Below are 18660 nucleotides of genomic sequence, written 5' to 3'. Positions count from 1 at the left end.
TCCCGGGTGCCCGGGCGGCTTTCGGCGGGGCCGGAAGCCGCCCCTCACTGGCACCAGGCGGCAGGGGATGGCAAAGCATGAGCAACGAGCCTGCGGACTACTACACCGTGTTGGGAGTGGCTGACACGGCCACCCAGCAGGAAATTTCGCGCGCTTTTCGCGGGTTGATGCGGACACGTCATCCGGATGTCGAAGCTGCCGCGGCAGCACCTGCGTCTGCTGAAGTGCTTGCGATCATGAATGCTTTTGGAGTGCTGCGCGACCCCAGGAAACGCGCAGAATATGATCGCCGGCAGAACAGCCATCGGAAAAACGATACGGCCCGTTCACGGGACAACAGCGCACAGGACATACCTGTGCGCTACGGCCCCCGTGAAGTGCCGGTCCGCCGGATTCCAAAGCCGTCACCGCTCCTCCGGGTAACCCCTGTGCGGTGGGAAGAAGGGCCCTGGGCGTGGCCGGATGTGTAACTGAGTAGGAGGACTATATGAGCACGTGGCGCCGCTACGATTCGCACCTTATCCCTGCGTTCCATGAACGCTTTGAAGAGCGCTGGGGAGAGGGAACAGCACCGTTCCTGGACCCGGAAGCGCATGAGGAACCACTGCCGAGGGCCCAGTGGATCAATCCGGACACGGGGGCTGCCATGGCCGTTGTGCCGATCTGGGCTCCTGATGACATCCAGCATCGTTCCTTTGGTGTTTTCTACCTGCCGCCGGCGGGGGACATCTGGGTGTTGCGTCCCGGGTACACGGCCTACCTGGAACCGGACGGCACCGATTCGGAGCAGCTGATAACTCTCCGCAACGATGCCTTCAAGAAGGCGCTGGCGCACGCGAAGGACTTCCTGTTTGGTTCAGATGCCCTGCTCCACTGATCGGTTGCTCCCTGTAAGGAATGGGGAGCTCCTGTCGTTGCATGGTGTGGAGGCGCCGGTGGTCCTAAAATCAATCCACCACCGGCAGAAGAACATAGGGGTCCCTGGACATGAGCGTAACCGCCAAAGACCTGGCCGCATTGATACCGGCGTCCTTCACGATGGGCGTTGCGACGGCAGCCTTCCAGATCGAGGGGGCTTTGGATAAGGACGGACGCGGAGCAGCCGGCTGGGATCTCTTCGCTGCAAAGCCCGGTGCAATAGTGGATGACGGGAGCCCTGCCGTTGCCTGCGATCACTACCACCGGATGCCCGAAGACGTTGCCCTGATGAAGGAGCTCGGTATTGATTCCTACCGCTTCTCCCTGTCCTGGCCGCGGATCCAGCCTGATGGCAAGGGAGCGCTGAATCCGGCCGGCCTCGACTTCTATGACCGGCTCCTGGACGAACTGCTGGCCAGCGGGATTTCCCCAATGGTAACCCTCTACCACTGGGACACCCCTCTTCCCTTGGATCAGGCCGGCGGCTGGATCAACAGGGACACCGCCTATCGTCTGGGCGATTTTGCTGCCATCGCTGCCTCCGCTTTTGGTGACCGGGTGGCCCGCTGGGTGACGGTTAACGAACCTGCCACGGTGGCAACAAACGGATATGCTCTGGGTCTGCATTCACCGGGTGAGTCGCTGCTGCTGAATGCTTTTCCCAGCGTTCACCACCAGCTCCTGGGGCATGGCCTCGCTGTCCAGGCTTTGAGGTCAGCCCGTGTTCCGGGGGAAATCGGCATCACCAACGTGTACTCCCCGATGGTTCCTGCATCGGGTAACCCCTTGGACAAACTAAGTGCCGGCCTGATGGACATTGCCCAGAACCGGCTTTACGCCGACCCTGTCCTGACCGGCAAGTACCCCGACGTCATCCGCGCAGCCAAGTTCTTCTCGTCCTTCAACCACCCGGATGAGGACATGGCCGTGATCTCGCAGCCCTTGGACTTCTACGGATTGAACTACTACATGCCCACCAAGGTGGCGGCGGGGGCAGGTGAAGGGCCCGTCCCTGCAGGCATGGCCGAGGCAATGGGCAGCGATCTTACGGACAGCGCGCCCGGTTCGCCCTTCCACATCACGGCCTGGTCTGACGCCCAGACAACTGCCTACGGCTGGCCGATCAAGCCCGAATATATGGCTGTTGCCCTGGCCGAAATGGCGGAACGGTATCCGGACCTTCCGCCGGTGTTCATCACTGAAGGAGGAGCCAGTTTCGACGACGTAGTGGTCCGGGACAGGAAAGCGGACAGGATTTTTATACCGGATGAACGCAGGCTGCGATATCTGGCCGAACACCTGGCCAGCGCGTTGGAGGCAACTGCCCCCGGCGGTGTGGCGGAATCGATAGACCTGCGGGGGTATTACGTCTGGTCCCTCATGGACAATTTCGAATGGTCGGCGGGGTACCGGCAACCGTTCGGCCTCATCCACATTGACTTTGAGACGCTCGTCCGGACGCCGAAAGCATCCTTCTACTGGCTTCAGGAGGTCCTTGCCTCCCGCCACCCCGGCATTCCTGAAGCGGCGACAGCCAAGGTAAGCCAGAGCTGAGGCAACACGGTCAGAGGATGTTCAGGCCTTTGAGGCCCTTCGCAATCCCGGCGCCGTCTGGGGAGTAGATCCAGGGGACATTTGAACCTGTGTGGTCGCCGTTCTCCGAGTGGCCGCCCGCCAGGACGGATTCACTAACGGACAGTTGCCGGATGGCGATGGCTGCCACGCGGGGCCCGTGCTCCCGGGAAAATTCCGAGTAGATCTGTTCGTCGTGCTGGCCGTTGTCACCAACCAGCAGCCAACGCATGTCCGGAAACTCCGCTGCCAGCCGCTCCAGGTTCCGAAGCTTGTGTTCCTGACCGCTGCGGAACCAGCGATCCTGGGTGAGTCCCCAGTCCGTGAGCAACAGGGTGCCGGAAGGGTACATGTTCCGGGTGAGGAAGCGCGCCAGCGTGGGCGCCGCGTTCCAGGGCCCCGTGGAGAGGTACACGACAGGCGCATCAGGATGTTCCACGATCAGGCGGTCCAGGAGCACTGCCATGCCCGGTGTTGCCATCCTGGCCCGCTCGCTCAGGACGAAGGTGTTCCAGAGCGCCAGGAACGGCCGGGGAAGGGCCGTGACCATGACGGTGTCATCGATGTCCGAAACAATCCCAAAGCGGGTACCGGGAGCCACAACAAAGATGCTGGCCTCGGCCGGTTCGGTGCCCTCAGCCCGAAGCACTGCCGTGTGCCATCCCGGTGAGAGGGAGACCTTCACATCCGTATCCACCAAGCCGCCGCGGTCAGTTTTGATTGTGGCCACAACCCCGCCGATTTCGATCTCGACGGTCACGTTGGGAATGGGAACACTGGTGAAGGCACGCCAGCCGCGGACGTTCTGGTTTCCGTTTTTTGCGGCGTGCTCTGCCCGGCTGCCGGGGGCCGGCTTGCTGGTCAAAAGGACCCGGGCCAGGATGCGGACGAACTCAGTGGAACCGTATCCCTGGTACGCAACTGTTTGGGGAACAAATTTCCAGCGCCTCGCGAGCCGCATCCTCAAGGTGTTCCCGGCATCCGACAGCTTATGGGCCAGTCGGAACACGTGGTTCCCTGCCAGTGATGATTCCTTAGGCGCCAATTCCATGCCTCCACTCTGCCACAGCTGCTACGCCCGAAGACGCAGGTCAGGGCACCGGGTCAACCGTCTCCCAGCAGGCCACGCAATGTGAACGCATTCCGCACTGCGTTGCCGCCGCCGTCGTTGTTGAAGTAGACCAAAACGTCCTTGCCCGCGGAACGCCATTCGCTGATCCGGTCCGCCCACCATTTCAGGTCATCGTCAGAATATGAGCCACCATAGAGGTGCTGGTGGTCGGGGCCATGGAGCCGTAGATACACAAAGGGGGCGGTGGCGCGAAGGATGCAGGGCAGGTTTGCCCCGCTCATGATGCAGTAGGCAGCCCGGTGCCGTTCGAGGAGCCGGTACACCTCCGGGTGGTCCCAGCTGTCGTGGCGGAACTCCACCGCCACGCGGATCCACTCCGGCAACGCCGACAGGAAATAGTCCAGCCGGGCGTCGTCACGGGCAAGGTTGGGCGGCAACTGTGCCAGCAGCACCGCCCTTTTGTCTCCCAGTTCATGCCAACACCGGGTTATCCGTTCCACCCACACTTCCGGGCTGTAGAGCTTCTTGGCGTGGGTGAGGCCACGAGGGGCCTTGACGGACATGGCAAACCCCTGGGGAAGCCGATTGCGCCAGCTCGCGAAGGCAGTCTCGCGGGGCCAGCGGTAGAAGCTTGCATTCAGCTCCACGGTATTGAACCGCGCCACGTAATACTGCAGCCGGTCCTTGGACGGCAATCCGGGAGGGTACAGAACGTTCTCCCAGTGGTCATAGCTCCAACCGGACGTGCCGATATTGAGGGTCACTTAGTCTTCGCCGGCCCATTCCTGCGCGTGACGGGTAAACGCCTTCTCCCAACGGTGCAGTTCAGTTTCCGGCAAAGGGCCACGGGCGACGGCGGCCGCAGCCTCCTCAAGGTGGGCGGCGTTGGAGGTGCCCATGACCATGGTGGACACGCCGGGGGCGAATGCCGAGAACCGGACTGCCGTGCCGGGCCAGTCGTCGGCCTGTGGTTCGAGGCCCATCTGGTTGATACGGTCCCAATACGTTTCCCCGTAAGTGCCAGTTGGCCGTTCAGCGTAACGCCACGGTGCGTTGGCGAGCGGGCGTTTGGCCACTACGCCGATTCCCCGGTGCGCGGCGTCGGGCAGTATCTCGTGCAGGGAGTTCTGGTCCGCAATGTTCACCGACGTCTGCAGGGCGCCGAAGGCGTTGGATGCGGCAGCCCAGGCGAGGGCTTCGTTGTCGCCGCTGTAACCGGCCACCCGTATCTTGCCGGCATCAACGCAGGCAAGCAGCGCGTCGATGGCTTCGCCCTTTTCAAGGATTGCCAGCGGGCAAGAGTGGAGGAAGACGACGTCGATCACGTCAGTCCGCAGGGTTCGGAGCGACTCCTCCACACCGAGTCGTACTGCTGCCGCGCTCCAGTCCGGCTGATCAGGAACACCAGTCCCCACCTTCGTAGACAGCACCACGTCATCCCGGTGCGGGGGCAGAAAGGCGCCGAGCCGCTGCTCCGAGCGCCCGTAGCTGCGGGCGGTATCAAAAAAGGTGATGCCCAGTCCCAGCGCCCGCTCCAAAAGGTCATGGGCCTCCTGGTCCGTGAGGACGTCATCCCCCAAGTGTCCTGCACCGAAGCCCAAGGCTGAAACGGAGAAAGTGGTGTGGCCGAACGTCTTATGAAGCATTGACTGGGTTCCCTTCTGTCCTGCGGCATCCACATGCCCGCGACAGAATCCAGCACATGGAAATGTATCCATCGGCAGCTGCATCACCGTGTTTCAACCCTACACCTCGTGCCTTGAGGCCAGATTGTGGCACGCTAGGGTCCATGGCACGCATCGAGGATTATGCGATGGTCGGGGATCTTCACACCGCCGCGCTGATCAGCAGGGAAGGATCCGTCGATTGGCTGTGCCTCCCGCGGTTTGACTCCCCGGCGTGCTTCAACGCCCTGTTGGACACGCCGTCCGCCGGCCGGTGGCTTCTGGCTCCCGTGAACGGCGGGAAATGCACTCGCCGCCGGTACCAGCCAGGGACGCTCATCCTTGAATCGGAGTGGGACACCCCCGATGGGCAGGTCCGCATCATTGACTTCATGCCACCCCGTGACGAAGTGGCTGACATCGTCAGGATCGTGGTGGGTATCCGCGGACAGGTGCGGATTCGTGGCGAACTGGCCCTGCGGTTTGATTACGGCCACATTGTTCCGTGGGTTCGCCGTGACCACTATGGCGTGCATGCCGTGGCCGGACCCGATGCCGCCTACCTTGTGACCCAGGCGCCCTTGCGGGGCGAGAAGTTTCAGACGGTCAGTGACTTCACGGTGCATGAGGGCGAACGGGTACCTTTCGTGCTGACATGGGCGCCCAGCCATGTCCGCAGGCCCCGCTCTGTTAACGCTGAAGAGGTGCTGCAGGCCACCGAGGAGTTCTGGCTGGAGTGGACGGAGAAGTGCCCTGTCAACGGGCCTTACAGCGAAGCGGTGCAACGCTCACTCATCACGCTCAAGGCACTTACCTATGCCCCGACCGGTGGCATAGTGGCAGCGGTTACCACCTCGCTGCCTGAGCAACTGGGCGGTCCGCGGAACTGGGATTACCGCTACTGCTGGCTGCGTGACGCCACCCTGACCCTTCAAGCCCTGCTGGCCGCCGGCTACACGGATGAGGCGGCAGCCTGGCGTGACTGGCTGCTGCGGGCCATTGCGGGGGACCCGGCGGACCTTCAGATCATGTACGGAATCCACGGCGAACGGCGACTACCGGAGATGCAGCTCCCCTGGCTGGCCGGGTATGAGAATTCCAAGCCAGTGCGGATCGGGAATGCGGCAGCGGACCAACTGCAGCTGGATGTCTGGGGCGAAGTGCTGGACTGCCTGTCCCTCACCCGGAACTCGTTGCTGCGCCACACCGATGAAGCGTGGGACGTCCAGATCGCGCTGATGGAGTACCTCGAAGGAGCCTGGGACCAGCCCGATAACGGGTTGTGGGAAATGCGTGGGCCCCGACGCCACTTCACCCACTCCAAGGTCATGGCCTGGGTGGCTGCAGACCGCATGGTCAAGGGCGTCCGCGAGTCCGGCCTGCCGGGGCCAGCCGACCGCTGGGAGGCCCTGCGGGACAGGATTCACCATGAGGTGATGACCAAGGGTTTTGACGTCGGACGCAACACGTTCACCCAGTCCTATGGGCGCCCTGAACTGGACGCGAGCCTGCTGCTGATTCCGAGGGTGGGATTCCTGCCTCCCGATCATCCACGCGTGATCGGCACGATCGACGCCATTCAGCGCGAACTGTCGCGGGACGGTTTCCTGCTGCGTTATCAGCCGGAATACAGCGACGACGGTCTGCCCGGGGACGAAGGGGTGTTTCTGGCGTGTTCGTTCTGGATGGTCGAGGCGCTGTTGGGGGCGGGGAGGCATTCCGAGGCGAAGGACCTCTTTGAAAGGCTCCTGGCGTTGCGTAACGACGTAGGCCTGCTGAGTGAAGAATTCCACGTGGGCGATAACCGGCATTTGGGAAATACCCCCCAGGCATTCAGCCACTTCGCCCTGGTGTTGAGCGCCTTGGAACTCGAGGAAGACACCGTGCACCGCAGCGATACGCCGTTGCGGGGAAGTTGAGCAGCGGCTGAAAGGCCTCCCCGCGTTTTCCTCTCAGGCATCGGTAAGTATACTTACTAATACTCACGACGCCGTGGAGCATGGAGGAGATGCAATGTCTGGATATTTCGAACTCGTAGACGCGCCCGACGGTGGATACCGCATTAGGATGCTGGACGGAACCGGAGCCCTCATGGCTATCTCCATTACGTTCCCGACGAAGAAGGCAGCAGTGGCCGGTATTGCCAAGGCCCGCGAAATCGCCGGCACCGGGCTTGTCCGCGACCGCAGCCATGACCAGCAGTCGACACCCGTCAAACAGCAGAGCCCCAAGCAGCATGTCAAGGCCGCCAGGAAATCTACGCCTGTTGGGGGGCGCGGCCAGTTGATCGCCACGGGAAGGCGCGCCGGTATGGGCCACTGATGCTCAACAGTAAACCCCGGGGACGGCATCTGGCGGCGGTCCTTTTTGACGTGGACGGGACACTTGTGGACTCGTCGTACCTGCACACCATGGCTTGGTGGCATGCCTTCCGCAGTGCCGGTTACGACGTTCCCATGGCTTCGATCCACCGGGCCGTGGGCATGGGCGGAGACAAGCTGGTGGCCCATCTCTTGCCCCCGGACCGAGATAGGGCTCGGGACACGTCGGTGATGGACGCCCACGCCGCTATTTTCTCAACCTACTGGCCGTTCCTGCGGGCCTTCGACGGCGCCCGCGACCTTCTGTTTCAATGCCGCGAAGGCGGGCTCGCCGTCGCGCTGGCCTCTTCCGCACGTGAGCAGGACCTGAAAATGCTCCGGTCCGCCCTCAATTCGGACTCCTACATCCACGCGGCCACGAGCGCCAATGATGCCAAGGAGAGCAAGCCTGAGCCCGATATTCTCTTGGCTGCCCTGGATGCAGTAGGAGTGAGCGCCCAGGATGCCGTGTACGTGGGCGATGCGGTATGGGATGTGTATGCGGCCGCCAAAATCGGCATTCCCACGATTGGGGTGACGTGCGGCGGCACCAGCGAGGCCGAGCTCAGGGATGCGGGAGCTATAGAGTTCTATTCCGGTCCGCGCGAGCTGCTGGGCAATCTCAGGGACAGTGCCATCGGGAAGCTGCTTCAAAGCAAAACGCTCCATTAGGGGCTATTCCTGCGCGAGCTTCTTAGTACCGCAGCTGCTCAGGTGTCACGCCACCCGTGGTCGGGCAGCTTGGCTCCGGCCATCGGACCCATCTGGAGCATTCCACCATCCACCGCCCACGATGCCCCAGTGACATAGCTCGACGCCGGCGAGGCAAGGAAGGCAATGACGGCAGCGATTTCCTGGGCCCGGCCCGAGCGCCCCAGCGGAATCCCGGGCTTGTTCCGGGGTTGCGGGTTGTCGCCCTCCTGCCCGGACATGGGGGTCGAGATGGCGCCCGGGGCGACGGAGTTCGCTGTGATTCCGTGACTGGACAGCTCCAGGGCAATTGTCTTGATCAGGCCGCCCAGCCCGTGCTTGGCTGCCACGTAAGCGGAGGAGCCCACTTTGGGTTGCGTTTCGTGGACGCTGGTCACCGCAATGATCCTGCCGCCTTTCCCGGCCTGGACCATGTGGCGGGCTGCGGCCTGGATGCACAGGAAGGCCCCGTTGAGGTCCACATCCATGGTCTTGGCCCAACTGTCGTATCCAAGCTCCAGGAACGGCGTACCTTCACCCATGCCGGCGTTGTTGACGAAAACATCCACGCCGCCCAGTTCGGTGGCGAGCTCATCCACAACGCCGGAACATGCCGGAATGTCCGAGGTGTCCAGTTGCCGGACCACGGCTGTCCTCCCGGCCTCCCGGACCTGTGACGCCGTGTGTTCTGCGCCGGCCTCATCGGTATGCCAGGTGATGCCGATATCCAGGCCGTTCCGGGCCAAGGCCACAGCTGTTGCCCTGCCAATGCCTGAGTCACTGCCCGTGACGATTGCTGTCCGGGGGGAAAACTCCTCCGATGAAGATTCCATTCCGCGTTCCTCTCGGGCCCGCCGTCAGGCCTGATCCGTACCTGGTTCTAACCCCCGCTTGCATCCACGACGCAAAAACGGTTGCCTTCGGGATCTGCAAGCACGATGAAATCGGCATCGTCCGGATAGAGATCCCAGTCAACGCGCTCGGCTCCAAGGTCCAAAAGCCGCTGGACCTCTGCTTCCTGGTTATCGGCCCAGAGATCCAGGTGGATCCGCGGGTGCAGTTGAACCGGAGTCTCGCTGAGCATCAGTGCCAGCCGGGCGCCGTTGCCGTTCTGCGGGTTCAGGATCACCCACGTGTCGTCACCGTTGTCCTGGGGAGCATAGTCGAGGGCGGCGGTCCAGAAAGCAGTGGCCCTGGCGACATCGCCGACGCCAAGGACGGTGGTTCCGACTGTCAGCATTCCTACACGGCCTGACCTGTGGCGGCCTCGTTGGCAGTCTCATCCTTCCGCCAAGCCACGAATACGCGGACCGAGCCGTCGTCGTTTCTGTCCACTTCCGTCACGATGTCCGCAGCGCTTGCCCCCATGCCCATCAACTTTGCCCGATAGGTGGTGACCAGCTCTTCGAGGCTGGATTCGGTCCATTCTCCGGGCCGCATTCGGGTGGAAATCTCGACGGGTTCGGGCTGGTATAGCGTCATGATGCTGCCTTTCCTTGGGGGACTGGGGCACCTTCAACGCTAGTGAGTTTCCGGTCCGGGAGGCAAGGGATTTGATCAGGTTGCTTAGTTTTTCGCTGAAACAAAACTAATAAGCATGCTGACCTTCACAGGAAACTGATTCGGCGCTACGGTCAAAGTACCCCCGGAGAGTTGTCCGCCGTGACCTCTTACGGGGACCAAGTCCATATCCATTCCGGGCAGGGAGGTGCCGCCCGGAGGACCTCGTGAGGAGTGAGCACAATGCCAAAGGCACGGGATTTTATGACTCCGGGCGCCGAATGCGTCGGAGAAAAGGAAACCCTGGAGGCGGCGGCCCGCAAGATGAAATCGCTCAACGTAGGTGCACTTCCCATCTGCGGCGAGGATCAGCGGCTCAAGGGAATGGTCACCGACCGGGATATCGTCATCAAATGCCTGGCCGAGGGCGGAGACCCGCGCAGCGTCACTGCGGGCGAGATGGCTGAGGGGAAGCCCGTCACCATTGGCGCCGATGACTCCATAGAAGAAGCCATCAAGACGATGCAGGAACACCAGGTCAGGCGACTACCGGTGATTGACGGGCATGACCTGGTGGGCATGCTCAGCCAGGCTGATATCGCCCGTAACTACCCTGAGGACCGCGTCGGTGAACTCGTGGAGTTTATTTCCTACTGATCCTTCGGACTCTTGCCGTCCGGCTACCGTTATCCGATTCTCATCGCATTGAGAGGCAAACGATGAAGGCACTCACCTGGCAAGGCAAACGATCCGTCAGCGTCGAGGAAGTTCCTGATCCGGTGATCCAGGAACCCACAGATGCGATCGTCCGGATCACCTCCACCGCCATCTGCGGGTCCGACCTCCACCTGTACGAGGTGCTGGGCCCATATATGCATAAGGGCGATGTGATTGGCCATGAGCCGATGGGCATCATTGTGGAGGTCGGCAGCGCGGTTACCAACCTGACGACGGGAGACCGGGTCGTCATCCCGTTCGGGATTGCCTGCGGCGAGTGCTTTATGTGCCGCCGAGGGTTGCAGTCCCAATGCGAGACCACCCAAGTCAAGGAGAAGGGCTCCGGAGCCGCCCTGTTCGGTTACTCCGAGCTGTACGGTTCCGTGCCGGGCGGCCAGGCAGAGTATCTGCGGGTGCCCTTCGCAGACTACGGCCCGGTGAAAGTGGGGACCGAATTGCCTGACGAGAGGTATCTGTTCCTGTCCGACATCCTGCCCACGGCCTGGCAGGGGGTCAAGTATGCCGACGTCCCTGAAGGGGGAACCCTCGCTGTCTTCGGCCTTGGCCCTGTCGGACAGTTCGGGTCAAGGATAGGGCGGTACCTGGGGCAGCGGGTCATTGCTGTTGATCCCGTTCCGGAGCGCCGGGCAATGGCAGCCAGGCACGGGGTGGAAACTCTCGACTACTCCAAGACCGTGGCAGATGAACTGCGAGATATGACGGAGGGCCGCGGGCCCGACGCGGTGCTGGATGCGGTGGGTATGGAAGCCCACGGCTCGCCTGTCACAGGGTTGGCGCATCAGGCGTTGGGGCTGCTGCCGGACAAGCTCGCGCAGAAGGCGATGGAAACGGCGGGAGTGGACCGGCTTGCCGCCCTCCACGCGGCGCTTCATGCGGTGCGTCGGGGCGGCACGGTTTCCCTCAGCGGCGTCTACGGAGGCCAGGCCAGCCCGATGCCCATGCTGTCCATGTTTGACAAGCAGATCCAGCTGAGGATGGGGCAATGCAATGTGCGGAACTGGACGGATGAACTGCTTCCGCTGGTTGAGGACGACGCCGATCCCCTGGGCGTGATGGACCTCGTCACCCATCGAGCCGGGTTGGGAGAGGCGCCGGCCCTCTACGAGAAGTTCCAGAAGAAGGAGGATGGCTGCATCAAGGTGGTCCTGAACCCATAGCTCAGCGTTGGGCTAGGGGAAAGCCTTCCAGGCCTTGAAGAATTCCTTCTCGGCTTCGTCAGCCCGCCGTTCTTCCAAGGCGTGCAGGCGGCCGAAGGTAAAGGCGCTGTCTGCTTCGGATTTTGGTCCCCGCCCTGATTTTGACCCCAGTTGCAGGAGATGTTCCCTGGTCACGACGCTGTCCTGGTGCTGGCCAAGGATCTTTTGGATGGTGTGCGCTGCATCCTCGACCCGGTCCGCGGACTTGGCCTTTGCGATCGAAGCGGCCTCGGCAATGTAACGCACCCGTTTGGCTGCTTTCCGCACGTCGTGGAGGGCCACATCCCGGGGGCCTCGGTCTGAGTTTGGGTCTGAGTCTGCCTCGCCCGATTTCGGCTGCTCGAGTGCTGCAGCCTTCCGACGGAGCCTCCGTACGTCCTTTTTGACCAGCTTTGCCAAACCCTTGCCGGCCGGGCGTTCTGCCTTGTCACCCACAAAGGGGCCGTCCGTGAGGGCGTCCAAGGCCTGTACCAGGAGGCGGTAGCGGTCGCTTCCGAGCGCCTCCTGCACCTCGGCCCGGGCGCCCCGCGCCACGGCTTCGAGAGCCTGGTCAATCCTCTCTGCGGCAGGGCCCAGCAGCAGGGCGTCGGCCTCCTCGGCCACGAGCGCCGCCAGCCGTTCCCGGATTACCTCCGGGTCCCGGGCCTTGCCCAGCACCCCGGAGAGCCACTTCAGTTCAGAACGCAGTTCAGAGAGGGACAGGTCCGGGCTGCCATTGCCTGCCTGCCCGCTACCCGGCCCGAGCATTGACCGCGCTGATTCAATCACCGCGCGGAGGCGTCTGGCAGACATCCTCATCTGATGGACCGAGTCCGGCTCGTTCTTCCGGACACGCGGCACCTGCTGCTGGAGCTCCGCCACTTGGCGTCGCAGGTACTCCAACAGAACTTCACCGGAAGTCGGACTCGACGACATCTCCGGTGCTTCCCGGGTGCTCGCCATGCTTCACTCTAAGGCCGGAAGGCGGGCGATATACAGCCCGGGCAAAGGGCTACAGTTGCCTCATGAATTCATTGGGGGAAGGGCTGGACAGTTCTCGGGGAAAACGACTCAGAGGGGTTGGGCTGTCGGCAGCGTTGGTGCTGGTGCTGCTGGCCGGCCTGGTGCTTGTCCTGCTTCCGAGCACGGAAACATACGGCTGGTTTGCCTATGCGCCGCTGTCCCAGCAGTACTTCATGCCGGAGGGGCTGGTGTTTCTCGGTGCCCGGGCGAGGGTGGGGATCGCGCTCATTGTGGTGGCCCTGTTGGGAGCTGCTTTCTGGGCCGGCTTTTGGCTGGGCAGGCGCCGCGTGGATCCCCAGGCCAGTGTGGATCCGTAGCCGGCGATAACAGAGTCTGGACGGCCTAGGTAAGGCGGATCTGCCGGTTAACGTCCTTGTACAGCAGGTATCGGAAAGGACCCGGGCCGCCGGCGTAGCAGGCCTGCGGGCAGAAGGCGCGGAGCCACATGAAGTCTCCGGCTTCCACCTCCACCCAATCATCGTTAAGCCGGTAGACGGCTTTGCCCTCCAGCACGAAGAGTCCATGCTCCATCACATGTGTTTCGGCGAAGGGGATGGTGCCACCGGGCTGGAACGTGACGATGTTGACGTGCATGTCGTGGGCGAGGTCGTCCGGGTCCACAAACCTCGTGGTGGCCCATGCTCCGTTGGTGCCAGGCATAGGACGGGCCTCAACAGCCTGATCACTGGTGACGAAGGACTTAGCCTGGAAACCTTCCAGCGGCTCGTAGGCCTTCCGTATCCATTGGAAAGTGGCCGCTTCCCCCGAGCTGTTCCTGATGGACCAGTCCGAACCGGCCGCCAGATAGGCATAGCCTCCGGCCTCAAGATGGTGGAGATCGCCGTCGAGCGTCAGGCCCAGCTGACCCCGGGTCAGGAAGATAACGCCTTCGACGCCGGATTCCGCCTCCGGTTTTTGCGACCCGCCTCCTGGAGCTACTTCCACGATCAGCTGCGAGAACGTGGTGGCGAAGCCTGCGATAGGACGCGCGATAATCCAGGCGCGGCTCTGGTTCCACCCCGGCAGGTTGCTCGTGACGATATCCCGCAGAGCGCCCTTGGGGATGACCGTATAAGCCTCTTTGACAATGGCTCGGTCGGTGAGGAGCTGGGTCTGCGGCGGAAGGCCGCCTTCCGGAGAAAAGTAGCTGCTCATGGGTTCTCTCCTGGTGAGGTGGATGAGTCGGTTGAAGAGTTGGCGGACGTTTGCGGCTGGGCCAAGGACCGGAGCTGGGGGAGTTCCAGGCCCGCAAGCAGCTTCACTTCCGCGGTTCCCACGGCGCCGCACTGCAATCCGCGGAGCACGAAGGACGCGAGGGCGCGGGCGCTGGCGGGCTCGTCCATCACGCCCTTTTGCGTGCGCTGAACGTAGTTCCGAAGCCGCGTGGCAGCAGGGATAAGGCCTTGCCGGTAGAAGGCATAAGTGGCTGCAAAGCGGCTGGGAAGCTGCGCCGGATGAAGGTCCCACCCCTGGTAGTAGCCACGCTCCAGCGAACGCCGCACCAGCCGTCCGTGCAGGACCCACGCGGTCTCGACGTTCTCACCCACTGGAATGATGTTGGTGGAGCCGTCTGAAAGCCGGATCCCTGTCCCGGCCACCGCAAGCTGCATGACTTCCTTGGCGAAATCAGCCACGGGATGCTCCATTGACTGATATTCGGCAGAAATCTGCAGTGACGCCGAATAATCGTAAGTGCCGTAATGCAGTCCGCTGACCCGTCCGGGGACCACGTGCGGAAGCTGTGCCACCGGTGAGGTGCCGTCAGGCCCGAGAATGAGCTGGGGCGTCTCCACCTGCACTTCGAACCTCAGCCTTCCCGGCGGGAGCGAGTGGATCTCCTCCAGCCGGGTCACTGCAAACTCCAGGGCCTGCACCTGCGCCACAGTGGTTACTTTTGGCAGGGTCAGCCTGAGCCCGGACGGAAGCTCGCCCGCCTCGGCAAGCCCGGAGATGAAGAGGTCCAGGGTCCGCAGCCCGCGGGTGCGGGTGGATCCTTCCAGACCCTTAAAGCGGATCCCGATGAACGGGGGAGACGTGCCGGCAGCAACCGCCTCGGCCACGGCGTGAGCGGCTGAAACAGCGTCGGCATCCTCGGCGTCGTCCCCCCTGTCCCCGTATCCGTCCTCAAAGTCCAGCCGCAGGTCCTCTATGGGCTCGCTGGTCAACTTCGCTTCCACCCTGGTGGCCACAGCGGTTGCCAAAGCACGTTCCTGGCCGAGCAGATGCCCGAGGTGAACCAGGCCGCCCTGCACCTCAGCGGTGGCAAGTGCCTGGGCACCCCACTCGGCGGCAAGTGACGGAGTAAACGTGTCCGCCGGTACGTAGACAGTCTGAACCGGCTGGCGCGAGCCGTCGTCGCCGGGGTAGTTCTGCACCAGCATCCGGTCGGTGGCAGCGAGCCGCGAATCGATCTGCGCAAGGTCAGCGCTTGAAAGCGATCCCCGGGGCGCTTCCTTCATGCGTCAGCCCACCAGTTCATAGGCGGGGGTGGTGAGGAAGTCCGTGTATTCCTCTGACAGGCAGATATCGGCAATGAGGCTGCTGGCCGGCTGGTAGTACCTCTCGAACGCGTCCTCACCCACTTCAGTGCGCAGGCGCTCCGTCTCTTCGGCCAGGATTCCCGCCACGAGCTCGCGGGTCACCGCGTTGCCGGTGTCGGCCAGGACCACCCCGTTTCGGATCTGCTGCCAGACCTGGGACCGGGAAATTTCGGCGGTGGCAGCATCCTCCATCAGGTTATGGATTGCTACCGCACCGTTACCGGATATCCAGACCGCGGTATAGGCGACGGCGACATAAAGATTCAGCCGCAGTCCGGCTTCGGTGACCTGGCCGCCTGCTGAGGCAATATCCAGGAGCTGCCCAGCGGTGACTGACACCTCCGGACGCTGCTTGTCGAGCTGGTTGGGGCGCTCGCCGAGCACGGCATCGAACACCTCCTGACAGATCGGAACAAGGTCAGGGTGCGCCACCCAGGAGCCGTCGAAGCCGTCAGTCACTTCGCGGGTCTTGTCAGCCCGTACCTTCTCGAAAGCCTGGGCTGTTACCTCGGGCTCCCGACGGTTTGGTATGACTGCTGCCATCCCGCCCATTGCGAAGGCGCCGCGGTGATGGCAGGTTTTGACCAGCAATTCGGTGTAGGCGCGCATGAACGGGGCAGTCATGGCTACTGAGGCGCGGTCCGGCAGGACGAAGGCAGGCCCAGCATCACGGAAGTACTTGATGATGCTGAAAAGGTAGTCCCAGCGCCCCGCGTTCAGTCCTGAGGCGTGGTCCCGCAGCTCGTAGAGGATCTCGTCCATTTCGAAGGCCGCCGGGATGGTCTCAATCAGCACAGTTGCCCGGATGCTCCCCTGCGGTAAACCGAGGTAATCCTGCGCGAAGACGAAGACGTCATTCCATAGGCGCGCCTCGAGATGGCTCTCCATTTTGGGCAGGTAGTAGTAGGGGCCATGACCGTTGCGGAGCAATTGTTCGGCCACGTGGAAGAAATGGAGTCCAAAGTCCACCAGCGCGCCGGTTGTGGATTCGCCGTCGGCCAGCAGGTGCCGCTCATCCATGTGCCAGCCGCGGGGGCGGGCCACCACCACAGCCAGCGGGGCGTCGGTGCGAAGAGTGTACTCCTTGCCCTCCGGAGAGGTGTAGCTCAGGGTGCCGCGGGCGGCGTCGCGAAGGTTCAGGATGGAGTCGATCACGTTGTGCCAGGTGGGCGTGCTGGCATCCTCCAGATCAGCGAGCCACACCTTGGCGCCGGAGTTTAGAGCGTTGATGGCCATCTTCGCCGGAGAAGCGGGGCCAGTCATCTCCACACGCCTGTCCTGGAGCGCCGCAGGGGCAGGAGCAACTTTCCAGTCACCGGAGCGGATATCGGCGGTCTCGGGCAGGAAATCCAGCTTGCCTGTCCTCGCAACCTGCTCACGCTTGACAACGCGGGCCTTCAACAGCTCCGAACGCGTTGAGGCAAACCGCTGGTGGAGCTCCTCAATGAAGGCGAGCGCCTCTGGCGTGAGGATTTCCCCGGCCCGTGAAACAGGCTGGGGATCGGTGACTGTGAGGGCCATCGAGTGTCCTTTCCTAGGCAGCTAAGGCTGCATTTGAGGCTGCGTGGGCAGCCGCTGAGGCGGCAGCATCCGCTGCCGTGATTCGGGGCGAAGAACCTGGGGACAATCTAACCGGCATTAAGCCCGCCGTCAGCAAAAGCCGGCGATGCCGGTCCAGGCGGTTTCAGCAGGTGCTGCACCTTCGCGCTGCACCGTGGCTTCGATCAGGCCGTAAGGGCGGTCTGCCGCGAAGAACACTTCGTTGGGGTTGTCCAGACCGAAAGGGGTGAGGTCCACCAGGAAGTGATGCTTGTTTGGCATGGAGAACCTGATCTCGTCGATTTCAGCATGGGCCTCCAGCACCTTGGTGCCCATGTCGAACAGTGTCTGCTGCAGGGCGTGGGAGTACTTCTCAGCGAAACCCTCCAGCAGGAGCCGCCTGACGTCGTCGTAATTCCTGTTGAAATCAAAGGAACGGACGTCCACGGCAGGATTGAAGCGCCAGCGGGCTGTGACATCGGTGGCCAGGATCCGGTCTGTGGTCTCGGGGAGGGTAGTGTACTTGTCCTTGGGGAAGCCGGTGAAGCCCGACTGGGTCGACTTCAGGACCGTGAGATCGCGGAGCCCCGAGATGACGTGGACGGCAGCACCGTCCCGGACCAGCACGGCGGTGCGTACCTCGCGGCCGTTGCGCACGAACGAATGATGGTGGTCCTTGCCCGCCACCTGGATCCTGTCCCAGCCATAGGACTCCGCTTCCCAGCGGCCGCCGCTGACCCAATCGAAGCTCGAGGTGAAGTGCTCGCCAAGCCTCAGCAGGAAGGCCTCAGGGGAACCGATGCCATCCCGGGCGAAGGCGTAAATGGTGTTCTTCTGGGTGTCCGTGGCCACGACGTGGGCGTTGTTGCCTTCCAGGTGCGCGGCAGCAAAGTCCCCGCGCAGTTGCGAGGTGACGTTGAGGTCTTCAATCTCGTGGCGTTTGGTATCCCGGCTGATTTTGACGACGCGGACTTCGGCCTTGCCGTACTGGTTGCTGCCGAGGACTGTCTTCCCGCTCATGGTCTCTTTCCCAACTTCCGGTCGCTGGAACCAAGGTGGCACAGCGAAATTAACAGCATGTTTCCTGCCCTGTCCCAAAAAGTACCGTCAGTCCTATAAGCACTGCCTTTCCTAAAAAGCACTGTGTACAAAACGAGCCTAAAGGAACCGGCAACTTTCACTTCGGGTGGCTGGCCGGAACACTGTCGGCAGGATCGATCACAGGCGGCTGCGGCGGGGCTTGCTTCCTTCGGCGGAGAACAGGCAGCAGAATGGACAACACCGCGGTGAGGGACGTGCCCGGGACGAAGGGAGAGGCGCATGCTGAATCTATTGCCTTCCGCCAGGGACTGGCAGCCTGCGGTTTGCGGCCAGCCCTGTGCTGTGGCCACCGTGGTGGGGGCAACGGGGTCTGTGCCGCGGCCAGTGGGTACCTCGATGATCGTGTCTGCCGCCGGCGAGGTGCTGGGCAGCCTGTCCGGCGGCTGCGTCGAGGGGGCTGTGGTGGAGGCTGCACTGCAGACACTGCACGACGGCGGCACCCGCCGTGAGTCGTTCGGCTACAGCGCCGAGGACGCATTTGCGGCGGGCCTCACCTGTGGCGGAAGCCTTGACGTTCACATCGAGCAGTTTGAATTCGGTCCCTCCGGGCCGTTGTGGATGAAACTCCGGGAGCCGAGGACGCAGGATCGGGCAGCCCTGGCAATGATCCGCAGGCTTGACCGGGAGGGGAAGGACGCCGTCGTGATCAACAACCCCACGCACTTTGACGTCACTGCCTCCGCTGAAATTGCCGCGCTTCTGGACCTCATCCCGTCCCAGCATTCAGCCCTGGGTGCCGCCGCGGCCCAGCTGGAGCCGCTGCTCCGA

21 protein-coding genes are annotated in these 18660 nt (G+C 62.9%); 10 read left to right on the top strand and 11 right to left on the bottom strand.

Translation table 11 applies throughout. The features are described 5' to 3' along the window. The 3 genes from RIN13_RS17915 to RIN13_RS17905 all read left to right on the top strand — a co-directional run. Window positions 1-470: DnaJ domain-containing protein (locus RIN13_RS17915; RefSeq protein WP_309108675.1), on the top strand; the 470-nt coding region annotated here is incomplete at its 5' end. 17 nt (window positions 471-487) lie between these two features. After that, on the top strand, window positions 488-877 hold the full coding sequence (locus RIN13_RS17910; RefSeq protein WP_309108674.1) for a hypothetical protein: 390 nt from the start codon (window positions 488-490) through the stop codon (window positions 875-877). Window positions 878-987: 110 nt separating this feature from the next. Then, the gene (locus RIN13_RS17905) at window positions 988-2472 is read left to right on the top strand and encodes a GH1 family beta-glucosidase (protein WP_309108673.1); all 1485 of its coding nucleotides are present in this window, start codon (window positions 988-990) and stop codon (window positions 2470-2472) included. A 10-nt stretch (window positions 2473-2482) separates the two neighbouring features. Here the strand turns inward: RIN13_RS17905 and RIN13_RS17900 are convergent, their stop codons facing one another. From RIN13_RS17900 to RIN13_RS17890, 3 genes are read right to left on the bottom strand one after another with little or no spacing between them, the layout of a single operon-like run. Next, complete coding sequence (locus tag RIN13_RS17900; RefSeq protein ID WP_309108672.1) at window positions 2483-3541, bottom strand: phosphatase domain-containing protein; 1059 nt, start codon at window positions 3539-3541, stop codon at window positions 2483-2485. 53 nt (window positions 3542-3594) lie between these two features. Continuing rightward, window positions 3595-4326, bottom strand: coding sequence for a DUF72 domain-containing protein (locus RIN13_RS17895; RefSeq protein ID WP_309108671.1), 732 nt, complete (start codon window positions 4324-4326; stop codon window positions 3595-3597). Further along, window positions 4327-5208: an aldo/keto reductase gene (locus RIN13_RS17890; protein WP_309108670.1), complete on the bottom strand. Its 882-nt coding sequence runs from the start codon at window positions 5206-5208 to the stop codon at window positions 4327-4329. A gap of 143 nt (window positions 5209-5351) precedes the next feature. On the opposite strand from RIN13_RS17890, the gene RIN13_RS17885 reads away from it, so the two are divergent. The 3 genes from RIN13_RS17885 (at window position 5352) to RIN13_RS17875 (ending at window position 8258) form a co-directional block, all read left to right on the top strand. After that, window positions 5352-7145, top strand: a complete 1794-nt coding sequence (locus RIN13_RS17885; RefSeq protein WP_309108669.1) for a glycoside hydrolase family 15 protein — start codon at window positions 5352-5354, stop codon at window positions 7143-7145. 94 nt (window positions 7146-7239) lie between these two features. Beyond that, window positions 7240-7548 carry a hypothetical protein gene (locus RIN13_RS17880; protein WP_309108668.1) on the top strand — a complete coding sequence of 103 codons (309 nt, stop codon included), beginning with the start codon at window positions 7240-7242 and terminating at the stop codon, window positions 7546-7548. Next, on the top strand, window positions 7548-8258 hold the full coding sequence (locus RIN13_RS17875) for an HAD family hydrolase (RefSeq protein WP_309108667.1): 711 nt from the start codon (window positions 7548-7550) through the stop codon (window positions 8256-8258). Before RIN13_RS17880 ends, RIN13_RS17875 begins: the two co-directional genes overlap by 1 nt. 38 nt (window positions 8259-8296) lie before the next feature. Here the strand turns inward: RIN13_RS17875 and RIN13_RS17870 are convergent, their stop codons facing one another. From RIN13_RS17870 to RIN13_RS17860, 3 genes are read right to left on the bottom strand one after another with little or no spacing between them, the layout of a single operon-like run. Then, window positions 8297-9109: an SDR family oxidoreductase gene (locus RIN13_RS17870; RefSeq protein ID WP_309108666.1), complete on the bottom strand. Its 813-nt coding sequence runs from the start codon at window positions 9107-9109 to the stop codon at window positions 8297-8299. Window positions 9110-9156: 47 nt separating this feature from the next. Beyond that, a complete protein-coding gene (locus RIN13_RS17865) occupies window positions 9157-9516 on the bottom strand; it encodes a VOC family protein (protein ID WP_309108665.1) in 360 nt (119 codons plus the stop codon). Between the two features lie 2 nt (window positions 9517-9518). Further along, complete coding sequence (locus tag RIN13_RS17860) at window positions 9519-9758, bottom strand: hypothetical protein (protein WP_309108664.1); 240 nt, start codon at window positions 9756-9758, stop codon at window positions 9519-9521. Window positions 9759-10019: 261 nt separating this feature from the next. Here RIN13_RS17860 and RIN13_RS17855 point away from each other — a divergent pair, with 261 nt between their 5' ends. Continuing rightward, window positions 10020-10433 (top strand): CBS domain-containing protein, encoded by a 414-nt coding sequence (locus tag RIN13_RS17855; RefSeq protein WP_309108680.1) that lies wholly within the window; start codon window positions 10020-10022, stop codon window positions 10431-10433. A 62-nt stretch (window positions 10434-10495) separates the two neighbouring features. After that, complete coding sequence (locus tag RIN13_RS17850) at window positions 10496-11671, top strand: zinc-dependent alcohol dehydrogenase (protein ID WP_309108663.1); 1176 nt, start codon at window positions 10496-10498, stop codon at window positions 11669-11671. 12 nt (window positions 11672-11683) lie between these two features. Here the strand turns inward: RIN13_RS17850 and RIN13_RS17845 are convergent, their stop codons facing one another. Then, window positions 11684-12652, bottom strand: coding sequence for a CHAD domain-containing protein (locus RIN13_RS17845; protein WP_309108662.1), 969 nt, complete (start codon window positions 12650-12652; stop codon window positions 11684-11686). Between the two features lie 62 nt (window positions 12653-12714). Between RIN13_RS17845 and RIN13_RS17840 the strand changes: the two genes are divergently transcribed. After that, window positions 12715-13029 carry a hypothetical protein gene (locus tag RIN13_RS17840; RefSeq protein WP_309108661.1) on the top strand — a complete coding sequence of 105 codons (315 nt, stop codon included), beginning with the start codon at window positions 12715-12717 and terminating at the stop codon, window positions 13027-13029. 25 nt (window positions 13030-13054) lie between these two features. Here the strand turns inward: RIN13_RS17840 and RIN13_RS17835 are convergent, their stop codons facing one another. The 4 genes from RIN13_RS17835 to pucL all read right to left on the bottom strand — a co-directional run bounded on the left by RIN13_RS17835 (window position 13055) and on the right by pucL (window position 17811). Continuing rightward, window positions 13055-13867, bottom strand: a complete 813-nt coding sequence (locus RIN13_RS17835) for a bifunctional allantoicase/(S)-ureidoglycine aminohydrolase (protein WP_309108660.1) — start codon at window positions 13865-13867, stop codon at window positions 13055-13057. Continuing rightward, entirely contained in the window at window positions 13864-15171 is a 1308-nt protein-coding gene (locus RIN13_RS17830; protein WP_309108659.1) for a DUF6986 family protein, read from the bottom strand. Before RIN13_RS17830 ends, RIN13_RS17835 begins: the two co-directional genes overlap by 4 nt. A gap of 3 nt (window positions 15172-15174) precedes the next feature. Next, window positions 15175-16773: a malate synthase A gene (gene aceB / locus RIN13_RS17825; protein WP_309108658.1), complete on the bottom strand. Its 1599-nt coding sequence runs from the start codon at window positions 16771-16773 to the stop codon at window positions 15175-15177. Window positions 16774-16902: 129 nt separating this feature from the next. Next, window positions 16903-17811 (bottom strand): factor-independent urate hydroxylase, encoded by a 909-nt coding sequence (gene pucL / locus RIN13_RS17820; protein ID WP_309108657.1) that lies wholly within the window; start codon window positions 17809-17811, stop codon window positions 16903-16905. A gap of 300 nt (window positions 17812-18111) precedes the next feature. Here pucL and RIN13_RS17815 point away from each other — a divergent pair. Beyond that, window positions 18112-18660, top strand: a 549-nt coding sequence (locus RIN13_RS17815; protein WP_309108656.1) for an XdhC family protein, incomplete at its 3' end; no start/stop codon positions are given.

It is taken from the genome of Arthrobacter sp., from assembly GCF_031179985.1.
GTDB lineage: Bacteria > Actinomycetota > Actinomycetes > Actinomycetales > Micrococcaceae > Arthrobacter.
The sequence above is the reverse complement of the archived record's forward strand: the minus strand, read 5'-3'. Positions and strand labels throughout refer to the sequence as shown.